Genomic DNA, 12,603 nt, shown 5'->3' on the forward strand with positions numbered 1-12,603 from the left:
CCGGGCGACTTGTCGACGGTCGGCTGGGGCTGTGGGAGCCACGGCATGTGGAGGAGCTGCTGCTGTCCTGGTTGCCGGAGCAGGTCATCGAACTTCCAGGGGAGGAACGTGCGCAGCCTCTGCTCGTTGGTCAGGGATCACTGGAGGGTGACTGAGAGCCGGCCGTGAGCGCGGTACGCCTGGTGGCGGTCATCCGGTGATCAGGTCGAACGATTCCCAGGGGCCGATCGCCGTGCGGTTGGCTGTCAGAGGGTCGGCTCCGCCGTTCTCCGCGCAGACATACTGATTGTTGGCCTGGGCTCGCAGACTGACGGTGCCATCGGCGTTGTTCACGCGCTGGAAGGTCTCCCAGGGGCCGATCGCGGTGCGGTTGGCCATCAGGGGGTCGGCTCCGGTGTTCTCCGCGCAGACGTACTGGCCGTTCGCGTGGGACCGCAGTGCGAGTGCGCCGTTCCCGAGGTCGATCAGGTCGAAGCGCTCCCCGACACCGATCGTCGTGCGGTTGGCGGTCAGCGCGGACGAACCGTTGGTTCCGGCGCTCACGTACTGGTTGTTGGCCCGGGCACGGAGACTGACAACCGGGGCGGGGCGAGGAGACAGCTGATACACGCTTCCGGCGGCGGCGTCGAAGGAGATCAGAGTGGGCTCCACTCGCTGCACGGACACCGCTTGGCCACCCGCCGACACATTTACCGGGACACTGGTGCGGATCCGGACGGTGCCGGTGTGCCGGGGGCGCAGGGTGGCCTGGGTGATCACCCCGTTGGCCCAGGTGATGCCGACGGTTTGGCCCCCTCTGGCCACCAGACCGGTGACCTGGCCGTTGGGGAGTTCAGGGGGCAGTGCGGGCAGCAGGTGGACTTCACCGGCATGGGATTGCAGCAGCCATTCGGCGATGCCCGCGGTGGCGCCGAAGTTGCCGTCGATCTGGAAGGGGGGGTGCAGACAGAACAGGTTGGGAGCAGTGCGGTCCGGTGTCAGCTGGTCGCGCAGCAGCTTGTAGGAGCGGCGGCCGTCCTCCAGCCGGGCCCAGAAGTTGATCTTCCACGCGAGGGACCAGCCGGTGCCGGCATCGCCGCGCCGTTCCAGGGTGGCGCGGGCCGCCTGAGCCAGAGACGGGGTGCCGCGGACCGTGATCTGGTTGCTGGGGTGCAGGCCGTACAGGTGCGAGACGTGCCGGTGGTTCTGTTCGGGGGCGCCGGAGTCCCAGTCCGCCTGCCACTCCTGGATCTGCCCTTGGGCACCGACCTTGATGGGTGCCAGGCGGCCGCGCAGTGCAAGCACCCGGCTGCGGAAGTCCGCGTCGGTGCCCAGCAGCGTCGAGGCGTCGGCGACCGCCTGGAAGAGATCGCGGAGGATCTGCATGTCCATGGTGGGGCCGGCGCAGACCGAGACACCCGCGTGATGGGAATTCTCCGGGGAGTTGGACGGGCAGGTGACCATATAGCCGGTGCCCGGGTCCTGGACGAGGGTGTCGAGGTAGAACTGTGCGGCTCCCTTGAGGACCGGGTAGCGCCGACGTAGTGCGTCCAGGTCGCCGGTGAAGCGGTAGTGCTCCCAGATGTGCAGCGCCATCCAGGCGCTACCGGTCTGCCACATGCCCCACAGTGCGCCGTCGACCGGTGCGGTGCCGCGCCATCCGTCGGTGTTGTGGTGGGTGACCCAGCCACCGGCGCCGTACTGAAGTCGGGCGGTTCGCGCCCCGGCGACGGACAGGTCGTCCAGCATCCGCAGGACCGGTTCCATCGTCTCGACGAGGTTGGCCGGGCCGGCGGGCCAGTAGTTCATCTCGGTGTTGATGTTGACGGTGTACTTCGAGCTCCACTGCGGGCGGAGCGCGTCATTCCAGATGCCTTGGAGGTTGGCCGGCTGGCTGCCGGGCCGGGAGGAGGAGATCAGCAGGTACCGGCCGAACTGGAAGAACAGCGTGATCAGTTGCGGGTCATTGCCCGCCGCGAAGCCGGAGACCCGCTGGTCGGTGGGCAGGTCGGCCGCCGAGGTGGTGCCCAGATCCAGACTGGTCCGGCCGAAGTACTGCTGGTAGTCGTCCACATGGCGGGACCGCAGCTGGTCGTAGGGCCGGGCGGCCGCGGCGGTCAGTGGGGTGAGTGCACGGCTGTTCTGGTCGGCGTTCAGGTCCGTGTACGTGTTGTAGTTGGTGCCGATCGAGATCAGCAGCGTCACCGCGTCGGCGTTGCTGACGTTCAGGGTGCCGTTCGAGCTGCTCGCCGAGCCGCCGGTGGTGCGCACGGTCGCCAGCGCGCGAAACCGTATCCGGCCGGTGAGCCCGCTCACGCTCTCGCCGGACCCGTCCAGCGCGATGGTCTGCGGGTCGGGCGAGTTACGGGAACTGGACTGAGGGCTGTCGAAGGTCGCCGAGAACGAGATGCGCCCAGTGGTGCTGGCGGTCAGCCGGACCACGATCACCTGGTCGGCCCCGCTGGCGAAGACCTCCCTGGTGTAGGTGACGCCGTCGCGGGTGTAGCGGGTGAGGGCGACGGCGGTGGTCAGGTCGAGCTCGCGGTGGTAGCCGGTGGCCGTCCCGCCGGAGGGGAAGTTCAGCCGCAGGTTGCCCACCGTCTGGTACGGCATCTGACCCAGCGGCGTGCCCATGAAGGTGCTGTCGATCAGCGACTGGGCGCCGGACCAGTCGTTGGCGAACACCCGGCGTCTGATCTCCGGCAGGTTGGCCAGGCCCTTGGAGTTCGCCGGGTCGTAGGGGCCACCGCCCCAGACGGTGTCCTCGTTGAGCTGAAGCTGTTCACTCTGCACACCGCCGAAGACCATGGCGCCGAGCCTGCCGTTGCCGATCGGCAGCGCCCGGAGCCATTCGCTCGCCGCGCTCGGGTACCACAGGCGCAGCGGGCCCACAGCCCGGGGCCGGTCGGCCCCGCCCGAGGCGCCGGCAGGAGAGGCCGCGTGCGCGGTCGTGGCGGAGCCGGCGCCGGTGAGGGCACCGGCGCCCACGCCCGCGGCGGACAGGGCCAGGAAATGTCTGCGATTCGTGTGAGGAGACATGGTGTGCTCCTGGGTCGGGACGCCGCTGAATGGCGCCGGGAAGTGGGGGGGGGGACCGGGTTGCCTGCGGTTCCGGTCGGCTGCCATGGGCCGGGCGTCGGGGAAGAGACGTGCCCGTCTGTTGCCTGAGAAGCTGTTGTCCAGCGCCGCTCCAGGCCCGAATCGGAGTGGGACAACAGCTTCTGAGCACTCATATGACGGATGGCCCACGGGGGTTCGCGCCCTTCGGGGCGGCCGGTCAGCCGCTGATGAGGTCGAACGACTCGGAGGGGCCGATTGTCGTGCGGCCGGCGATGAGCGGGTCGGTTCCGGCGTTCCCGGCCGTGACGTACAGGTTGTTGGCCTGTGCGCGCAGGCTGATGGTGCCGTCGGAGTTGTTCACGCGCTGGAAGGTCTCCCAGGGTCCGACGGCGGTGCGGTTGGCGATGAGCGCGTCGGCACCGGCGTTCTCGGCGCAGACGTACTGGCCGTTGACGCGGGCCTTCAGCGCGACGTTTTTGTCGCCGAGGTCGATCAGGTCGAATCGTTCCCAGTCGCCGATGGCGGTGCGGTTGGCGATGAGTGGGTTGGCTCCGGCGTTCTGCGCACAGACGTACTGGTTGTTGGCCCGGGAGCGGAGGCTGACCGTCGGCCCGGTGGGGAGGGGGGTGAGGACGGCTTCCCAGGTGGTGGTGGAGGTGTTGGAGGTGGCGTCGGTGCGGAGGCGGTCGCGGGCGGCGGTGTCGGCGTAGAGACTCCAGCGCATCCAGTCCACGTAGGTGGCGACGGTCTGGGTGTGGTTGTAGCCGCTCCATATGTACTGGTCGTGGCCCGTGCCACGGTGGGTGAGGAACGCCTTGGGCGCGGGCAGTTCCCCGTAGGCCTGGCGCGCGGAGGAGTACTGGCAGACGGGGTCCTGATCGCCGTGGACGAACAGGACGTTGGCCTTGACCGTGGTGCTGGGGTTGCCCATGTCGACACAGGCGAAGGGGACGGCGGCGGCTATCCGGCTGTCCGGCCAGGCGGTCAGTAGCCCGTGGGTGGTCATGCCGCCCAGCGAGTGTCCCGCGACGCCGACGCCGGTGGTGGTGTCGAGGCGCCCGGCGAACGGGCTGCCGGCCGTGGTGTTGAGGGCGAGGGTGTTGGTGATGACCTGGGAGACATCCATGGACTGGTTTCCGTTGTAGACGTCCTGGATGTTGCCTGAGGTGCCGCTGGAGGTGGTGGGGAAGACGGGTGCGGGGACGACGAATCCGGCCTCGGCCAAGGGGCGGACCAGCGGTGCGTAGCTCTCCGGGTTGCCGCCGAGGCCGTGGCTGAACTCGCAGATGGGAAATACGCCGTTGGCGATGGGGGCGTTGACGACGGGATTGCCGCCCGGGGTGCCGGTGGCGGGGTAGAAGATCCGGGTGGTCAGCCGGCGGCTGCCACGGCTCCAGGCGTACTCCCTCACCCCGATGGCGAATCGCTGGGTCGGCGCGGCTGCCGGGGCTAACGAGGATGCCGTTGCCGCGGTGGCGCCGTACGCATGGACGGCGGCCACGGCTCCGGCTGCGCCCAGTCCCAGGAAGGTGCGTCTGTTCACGGCCATGTTGTGCTCCTTGTCGGAGGTGCGGGTGGATGGGGGAGTTCCGGGTCGGCGGGTCTGCCAGGCGGCGAGCGGGCCCGCGGGCCCGCGGGGTTGAAGCCCTCGTCGGTGGGAATTCGCCGGCTTCCACCGACGGAGAGCGGAACCGCCCGGCCGATCGCGTCTGCTCTCACGGCCGGGCAGCCGTATCGGGTAACCGTTTCCAGCAGGGAGAGCAGTTGGTGGCGAGGCCGGGACGGCAGGGGAGTTGGAGTAGTCGCCGCCGTCCGGGGTTCAGGCCCTGGTAAAGGAGCTGGAGGTTGCAGGGGGCGATGGTCGTGGTCCGGTCGGTGAAGCTGGTGTACGCCGGACTCCAGGCGCCGGCGGCGCCGGCGCGGCGGAGAGCGCCATAACGCGCCGCGTTGGCCGCGTGCCCGGTCCGGGCGGCGATGACATCGTGTGACGGCGTGTGAGGCTACCCATGGGATTCCTCTTCTGTGTTCGCGCGGGGCGCTGAAGTGCGGAAGGCGGCGATCAGCGGAGGCGTACGGGCGAGCGGCGCGTGCTGGTGGACCACGGTCCGGAGTTCAGCGGCGTCGGGGGCGGCTCTTGACTGACGCCGGAACCGAAGTGAGTAATCGTCTCTTGGGACGTCCCATCGGCCCGCCTGACGATTGTTCGATATATCGTTCACCGTTCGCCGACCTGAACGGAGAGTAGGTTGGGGCTGACGGGGTGTCAATCGTCGTATGTGGCGCCTTACGGTCACACTTCGCGCGGTTCTGAGGCGACATTCGAATGGGTCACCCTCAAGCGGAGCGGAAGTGGCTACGAAATACCAACGAAATCCGAAGCGGGAGCCGGTGATGCGGGAGATATTTACCGGTTTACCGGCGCTCCCGCAGGGTGTCACTTCCGAAACTCAACGAAACCAACCTTCCCGCTCGTTGTCCGAAACTCTTCCGCACCAAGAAGGAAGGGCTCCGGCCCGCCCTGCGGTCGGCTGCGGCGATCAGCAGAAGCTCGCGCGATCCAAATCGAGGGATTGCGCTGATGGTGAAGCAGCGCAAAGATGAGCCGCAGGTTGCGCACATAAGTAATCGTCAACAAGGGCGCATGCGCTTTCCTTGATCACGGAAAGCGTACAGAAGGTCCTCCTCCGTCAGTCGGCGACGGCTACTGCGGGTCGCCGGGGCCGCAGGCCTCGCCTCCGACCGCTGAATCCACCATCGGGAACTCACCCGCCCGAGCCGCAATCCGCCCGGACCGGACCGAGATCGGGGTGTCCGCGTACCCCTTCGAACTCGGTCAGGTCCGGTTGACCGCGAGCCGATGGCTGGACAACCAGAACCGCACACAGAACTATCTGCGGTTCGTCGATGTCGACCGGTTGCTGTGCAACTTCCGGGCCAACCACCGATTGTCCATCAACGGTGCCGGGACAAGGCCGCCCGTACGGTGGCGGAATGCCCAGATGAATGGGGAGAGCCGTGCTGAGCGGCGGCGAGTCGGAGGTCGCGGCCGACCCGGCATCGCCCTGTGCCAGACCTTGATGACGTGGACGCCGGGACCGTACAGCATGAGGAGGTCCTCGGGGCCTGGGGCCTGGGGCCCGGGGCCCGAGGCCCGAGGCCCGGGGTCAGGACGGTGACGGGGGCGGGGGGGGGGTGGCCATGAAGCCATTTGGCCCTCCGTGAAGATCACGGAGGGCCTTTGCCATGGTCGCGGTGCAGCGCGGGCTCGGGTGCGGGGGCACGCCACCCGGCTGCCGGTCGGAAGGCCAGGGCGGACGCCGTCGTCATGAACATCGACCGCCGACGGGCAGGGTCCGCGCTACGGCCCGCGGCCACCACGCGATCTTCGGGAGTCCACACAACCCCCGTCGATCACGCGGTGGCCGTTCCGTTCCTGCCCGGGCCGACGCAAGACCGCGAAGTCGGAGCGGAGTATCAGCAGGTGGAGTTGGATTGAGTCAACAGCCCGAGTCGCCAGGGCAGGCTGTTGTAGTCGGTGCTGGAGTTGGGGTCTCTGCCTTGGTACAGGAACTGCATCTTGCAGGGGCTGATGGTCAGGGTCTGGTCGTACCCGGCCCGGATCATCTCCCCGTGGCTGATGTCCTTGGTCCAGGCGCCCGCGGGGAAGGTGACGTTGCCGGCCCGTGCGAACGGGTTGCTCTCACTGGCCGCCAGCGCGGTCCACGAGCCGTCGATGCTGCCCGATGTCCAGGATCGGAAGTAGCGTCGGCCGTCCGACCCGATCGCCTCCACGAGCAGCAGGTACTGGTTCTTGCCCTGGACCTTGTAGACGTTGCTGGCCTCGAAGAGGTTGTTGCGGTCGGCGTCCTGCGCGGCGATGACGGTGTTGGTCATCCCGTTGGGGAACTGCGACAGCGTGGTCTGCGACCGGTACAGGTGTCCGTTGTCGTCGGAGGAGAACAGGTAGCAGTTCGCCGAGTCGCAGATCACCCACATGTCCACCCAGTACCCGTTGCCGATGTTCTGCGAAATGATCGTCGGCATTGAGGAGTAGAAGCCCTTCGGGGCGCTCCACCCGTTCGGGTTGCTGATATCCGCATTGGTCGAGTACGACGCGTTATCACCGGTCTGGTACACCAGATACCAGAGGTTCTGTGGAGCGAAGTAGAACACCTGCGGCGCGGCCCGATACCCCTTGCCGATCGGCGATTGGTCCAGGTAGTGATGGGTGGCTGAACCCGCCTGCGACCAGTCGGTGAAGCTCAGGTACACCATGCTGTACCCGGACGAGTCGGCCACGCTGGCGAACACGTGGTATTTGCCGTTGTAGTACACCACCGACGGGTCCTTGATCCCGGCGATGTTGTGGCTCGCATCCGACTTCGGCGCGATCAGCTCCCCGCTGGAACTCCATTGGAACGTCGACGGCAGGGAGCCGGTGGCGGACGGGGAGGGGGACGTGGTGGTCCCGCTGGCCGTTGGGCGGACTCGTCGGGTCTTTGTGCGCGGTTGATCAGTCGACGACGAGCTGGCGGACGGGCTGGCGGACGGGCCGGCGGACGAGCTGGTGCCGGCGCCCAGGGTGCTGATCACGGCGTCGTAGGCCGGCTTGGGGTTGCCGCCGCTGTCGAACAGCAGCGGGGTGTCCGCGCTCCGCCACGAGTCGCTGTCGCGGATGCCCCACACGGTGATGCCGGTGCACCGCGACACGTTCAGGCACGCCTTGACGGTGTTGGCGTACGCGGTCGGCGGGGCGGTGGCGATGTCCAGCTCGGTGATCTGCACGTCCACGCCCAGCGCGGCGAAGTTCGACAGCGTGGTGCCGAAGCTGGCCGGCGGCCCGCTGGTGCCGAAGTGGCTCTGGAACCCGACACAGTCGATGGGTACGCCACGGGACTTGAAGTCGCGCACCATCGCGTACACGCCCTGAGTCTTGGCGTCGGTCCAGTTCTCGATGTTGTAGTCGTTGTAGCACAGCTTGGCCGCCGGGTCGGCCGCCCGGGCGGTGCGGAACGCTTCCTCGATGAACCCGCCGCCCAGCACGTTCTGGAACACCGAGCTGCGGTGCTGGGTGGATCCGTCGGCGAACGCCTCGTTGACCACGTCCCAGGAGTGGATCTTGCCCTTGAAATGGGTCATCTGGGTGGTGATGTGGTTGTTCATCACGCTGCGCAGCGTGGCAGCGTCGGTGATGCCGCTGACCCAGTTGGGCAACTGGGAGTGCCACACCAGAGTGTGCCCGCGCATCTGCTGCCCGTGGGAGGTCGCGTGGCTGACGATCTGGTCGGCCGGACCGAAGTTGAACGATCCCCGGGAGGGTTCCGTGGTGTCCCACTTCATCTCGTTCTCCGGGGTGATCATGTTGAATTCCCGGTCCAAGATCGTGGCGTACGTCGAGTCACCGAGCTTTCCGGCGGACACAGCGGTGCCGAAGTACCTGCCCGAGGGGGCCGCCTGCGTACCCAGGGTGGCGGCTCCGGCGGAGCTGGGAAGGAGCGTCACGGCACCGGCCACCGCCGCTGCGGCCGACAGCCCTATCACCACTGCTCGGCGACGCCGGCCGAGCCGGTGCAGGCCCTTCATGATTCTCTTCTGGGTTCGAGGGTCACCCTGGGTGCCGTGATCGTGCGCCCATTGAACGGGACGGCCTGATCCGTCGCGGATTGGGTGCGGTGGCTGCAGTGCAGGACGTGGGGCCGTTCCTGCGTACCGGTCGCCCGGGGTTCGTGGGTGTGTCGCGTCATTGGAGCGGCTTTCTTCGGGGGATACGTAAACGGGGGAAGTCGGGGAACCTGCCACGCCGGCACGCCATGGTGAGCGGCGGGAAGGGCGCCCCACGAAGTGGAGGCCTCCGGACTCGCATTCTCGTAACAGAAAAGGCGCGCTGTCCGGACGATTGCGCAGTGATGTATCTCGCCGGCAAAAAGCGTTATGCCTAGCCCCGCAGGCCGGTCGTCCACGAGGGAAGGGCACGCCGCCCTGCTCGTCGGTGAGGGTTTTGAGGAGTGATACGGCGGTTGCGGTGATCAGCCTTCAGGCCGGTCTCGGCGAGGCAGCCGTCGATGCATGCGGATCGAAGCTGGATTCGGCGCAGCACTCGGCTCGCTGCCGGGTTGGGAACGGCGTGGTGCAGGGTCGCCGGCTGTCACTGCGCGACTCGGTACAACATGCTCAAGGGGGCAGTTCTCAGGTCAAGGCCCTGCGTGTGATGAAGGAAGCCTGGCCGGCGAAGGCCCGAGTGCCGTCGGAGCCATCCAGCCAGATGCCACCGTCGCGGTGGCGGATGACCGATCCCGGATAGTTGTGCGCGTGCAGGGTCACCGACCCGGCGACCGCCCCGGGGCGCGGGCAGAAGGTGGCGTCTTCACGGAACAGTTCGCTGCCGTCGTTGGTGCTCAGCCGTAGCCGCAGGTAGCTGTGGCGCAGATAGCGGCCGTCGGCGGCGCGGAAGGTGACGCACCGTGTGTCGGCCAGCCCCCGGATGACCATGAAGGTGACTTGCCGCCGTGTCTGCGCGCTGCTGGACGCGGAGACCCGGCGGAGCGTCGCGAAGTCGCCGGCATAGGTGAGGTACAGGCCTGGCTCGTCCACAGACTCGAGCGACTGTGCGCCCAGCGGAACAGTGACCGCGGCGGTGGACGGACTCACCGGGGACGGTCCGGCCGACGTGGCGGTGCGCGACGAGGTCGGCGTGGGATGGCCGGCCGTGGGAGCGGCGGTGACGCCGGGCGCCCGATGCGCCGGTTCGGGCCAGGTCGTGTAGGTGGCGGTCCCGGCGATGAGCACCGCGCCGGTGGTGAGGCCCACCAGCGGATGAGCGGTCACCGCGTAGAGTTTGCCGATCAGCGAGCTGTGCAGACCGCCTCCCCCCGACGCCGCCGCCGTGCCGACGGCGACGTGTGCCGTGGCCAGCCCGGCGGCACTCGCGGCCGTACCCGAGAGCAGGCCCTTGGCGGCCAGCGCGGCGAGGAGCCCGGCCGGGACGGCCAGCGGCGCGAGGCTGAGGAGCAGTAGTTCGGCCGGAACCCGTTCTGTCCTCGTCGCCGTGCAGACCGGGCATCCGCGGGTGTGCCGCGCGATCCGCTTGCGCCACACCGATGTACGCAGACCGTCCCAGCCGACGACGGTCTCGTCCAACTGCGGACAGCGCGGGTCGGCCTCCAGCGCGGCGACGATCGTCCGGCTCAGTTCCAGCTGCTCGCGCATGCGCTGCAGGCGCACTCCGACGTGGGGGACCGTGAGCCCCGTCGCGGCGGCGATGTCGTCACGGCTCAGCGAGCCGGCACATTCCTGCCACCACAGCGACAGCAGCACCCGATGGTCCGGGTCGAGCCACCGGCCGGCTTCGACAACCTGACGTCGCTCGTCCGACACATGCAGACGCAGGATCGTCATGTCCTCAGGTACGGCGTCGGCGTCCGGTATCTGGCGTGCGTCGTCGATGACCGTGGTCCGGTCGGCGAAGGCGCGGTGTCGGCGCCAGTGGGTACTGACCTGGCGGAGCGTGATCGACACCAGCCAGGACCGGAAGCTCTCCGGGGCGCGCAGGGCAGGCAGGTCGCGCACCACGCGCAGCAGGGTTTCCTGGACGACGTCGTCGACGTCGGCATGTCCGCTCAGCGCTCGCCCGACGATGTTGTAGAGCAACGGCAGGTACGCGGCGATCAGCTCCTCGCGCGCCCGATCGTCACCGGCCTGCGCCGCGACAACCAGCTCCGCGTGGTCCGCGTCAGTGAGCCTCATTCCCACCCCATCAGGGGAGCGATCCGCCGGGTATGGCGCCAAACCTTAGCGTCGGAAAACGAATTTGAGCCAGAGCCGGCGTTCGGTCACTGGACCGGCCTGTTTTCCGTTGACCGATTGCCGTGCTTGGTCGGGGGCTTGCGGAGCGTCATGTGTGAGCGGGTGTGTCCGCGAACCAGGTGCGTCAGACTTTGATGACCTCGATGGCGGGTCCGCAGAGCAAACTGATGTCCTCGGGGTCGGAGGTGACGATGGTGACTGGTCCTTGCGCGGAGCGCGCGATGACTGCCAGGACGGCGTCCATGGCGTACTTGTGACCTCTGAGGCGGTGGCCGCGCAGCAGTGCTGCGGCCTCGTCGGTGACTCTGCGCTGTGAAGCGAGGGCCTGGCCCGGCGAGGTCGGACAGGGGAGCCCTGACTCGCTCATGGGCGGGAGGAACTGGCCCTCGTGCTGCTGCGGGGCCACGCCTTCCCTCCCGCACCTACCGCGTCACGGACGGGCGTTGTGTACCGAGTTCCACCACCGGCTGCCTGGTGACACCATCTGGAGAGACAGTTCCACGCGCAGCTCACGGCATCGGCGCGCATCGCCGTCACGCGTGAGCGCTGCGTGAGCGGACGGAGCGGCCCAAGACGGACCAGGCGGCATGCGATGCACAGGCCCCACGTCACTGACCAGGAGAAACAGGATCCGGAGGCATCGCCCGGCACCAGCCGTCACAACCCCGCGAGCCCTCGTAATGCGTAGGTCTCGGGTTCGAATCCCGAAGGCGGCTCTCATCCAAGCCCAGCCCAGACAGTGTCTGAGCGCCGCCATCGTCGCAGACCGGCGCGCCGCAGCGAGTGAAGCGCGGAAGGAACGGGCCGCGCGGCCACTGTCACCCTGAAAAGTTATAGGTACGTCGTGAGTCGGAAGCATCAGAGACTGCCCACGTCCATAAATGCGAGCAAAGGCAGTACCCGAGGGACGCCGGGCAGAGCTTCTGTCAGGTCGGCGGTGCCGCGCTCCCTCCTGGGTCAGGCCGGGGAGGACGGTTCCGACCCCGAGGCGCAGATCTTGGTAGTAGAGCCGCGTCGGCATGCCGGTGTCGTTCGCATGCGGATGCCGGCCTTCCCGGGGGTGACAGACGATGACATGACTGACTTGAAGGCCATAGTTGGTCAAGTTGCGCGGTGGCGGGATGTTGCGATGATCGCCCGGTAATTGGCGCGTCATCCCCCCCTCGCCGGAGAGATTTCTCGCCGGCCGGTGGCGGAGCGTGGCGGCAGGCGCGCTCCTTGCGACCTGGCTTGGGTGCCGCAGCAGTAACAGCTCGGAGGAGAGTCAGTGCTGCCCAGAAAATTCCCTTCGAAGGAATTCTGGCGGAGTAAACAATTCCGAATGGAAAATTATGATGGAAGGGCTCCTGTTGCTGGCGGGATGTAATCGGCCAACTTTTTTTCATAGGTAGCGTCAGCCAACTGGCCACTGTAGGGTCGGGAATTGCATGAAGGATCCACTGGAGAATGTGAAAGCGTTTCCTTTCGTGCGTCGTCATTCGTTTGGCGGCAATCCATTTTCCGCAACCATAGGAGGTACGATGGAAAACGAAATGGAACTCGAATTCGACCTCGACGACATTCCTGCGGATGTCTTCGATCTGGCCGACAGTGGGCTCACTGTGGAGTCCCTGACGGCCGGCCACGGTCTCGTGGAGAACGGTGCTTCGTTCCCGAGCTGCGGTAGCTCCTGTTCGTCCCTGCCGTAGCCGACAACCGCGGTGCCAGGGGCCTTTCCCTGGCGCCGCGGCCAAGCGCCATGCCTCACCTGGCACACCAACT

At 67.6% G+C, this 12,603-nt stretch carries 6 protein-coding genes and 1 pseudogene; 2 read left to right on the forward strand and 5 right to left on the reverse strand.

Annotated elements, in window-relative coordinates; translation table 11 throughout:
- Positions 1-189 precede the first annotated feature (189 nt).
- Both FE633_RS32475 and FE633_RS32480 read right to left on the reverse strand, forming a co-directional pair.
- Positions 190-3,018: a glycosyl hydrolase family 95 catalytic domain-containing protein gene (locus FE633_RS32475; protein WP_138048760.1), complete on the reverse strand. Its 2,829-nt coding sequence runs from the start codon at positions 3,016-3,018 to the stop codon at positions 190-192.
- A 238-nt stretch (positions 3,019-3,256) separates the two neighbouring features.
- Entirely contained in the window at positions 3,257-4,588 is a 1,332-nt protein-coding gene (locus tag FE633_RS32480) for an alpha/beta hydrolase (RefSeq protein WP_246113938.1), read from the reverse strand.
- Between the two features lie 1,155 nt (positions 4,589-5,743).
- Here FE633_RS32480 and FE633_RS48790 point away from each other — a divergent pair.
- Positions 5,744-6,002: pseudogene (locus FE633_RS48790) on the forward strand (beta-L-arabinofuranosidase domain-containing protein); the annotation flags it as partial.
- A 511-nt stretch (positions 6,003-6,513) separates the two neighbouring features.
- Here FE633_RS48790 and FE633_RS32490 read toward each other — a convergent pair.
- The 3 genes from FE633_RS32490 to FE633_RS32500 form a co-directional block, all read right to left on the reverse strand.
- Positions 6,514-8,622, reverse strand: a complete 2,109-nt coding sequence (locus FE633_RS32490) for a glycoside hydrolase (RefSeq protein WP_138048761.1) — start codon at positions 8,620-8,622, stop codon at positions 6,514-6,516.
- Positions 8,623-9,225: 603 nt separating this feature from the next.
- Entirely contained in the window at positions 9,226-10,782 is a 1,557-nt protein-coding gene (locus FE633_RS32495) for a sigma-70 family RNA polymerase sigma factor (protein WP_138048762.1), read from the reverse strand.
- 184 nt (positions 10,783-10,966) lie between these two features.
- Entirely contained in the window at positions 10,967-11,248 is a 282-nt protein-coding gene (locus tag FE633_RS32500) for a hypothetical protein (RefSeq protein WP_425473255.1), read from the reverse strand.
- A 1,021-nt stretch (positions 11,249-12,269) separates the two neighbouring features.
- Between FE633_RS32500 and FE633_RS47900 the strand changes: the two genes are divergently transcribed.
- Positions 12,270-12,530, forward strand: a complete 261-nt coding sequence (locus FE633_RS47900; RefSeq protein ID WP_212747309.1) for a thiomuracin/GE37468 family thiazolyl RiPP peptide — start codon at positions 12,270-12,272, stop codon at positions 12,528-12,530.
- The last annotated feature ends 73 nt before the right edge of the window (positions 12,531-12,603 follow it).

Source organism: Streptomyces montanus, assembly GCF_005786655.1.
Classification (GTDB): Bacteria; Actinomycetota; Actinomycetes; order Streptomycetales; family Streptomycetaceae; genus Streptomyces; species Streptomyces sporangiiformans.

Bases quoted from the DNA above. Each gene is read 5' to 3' on its own strand.
- FE633_RS32475 (WP_138048760.1), bottom strand. From the start codon at position 3,018: ATGTCTCCTCACACGAATCGCAGACATTTCCTGGCCCTGTCCGCCGCG.
- FE633_RS32480 (WP_246113938.1), bottom strand. From the start codon at position 4,588: ATGGCCGTGAACAGACGCACCTTCCTGGGACTGGGCGCAGCCGGAGCC.
- FE633_RS32490 (WP_138048761.1), bottom strand. From the start codon at position 8,622: ATGAAGGGCCTGCACCGGCTCGGCCGGCGTCGCCGAGCAGTGGTGATA.
- FE633_RS32495 (WP_138048762.1), bottom strand. From the start codon at position 10,782: ATGAGGCTCACTGACGCGGACCACGCGGAGCTGGTTGTCGCGGCGCAG.
- FE633_RS47900 (WP_212747309.1), top strand. From the start codon at position 12,270: ATGAAGGATCCACTGGAGAATGTGAAAGCGTTTCCTTTCGTGCGTCGT.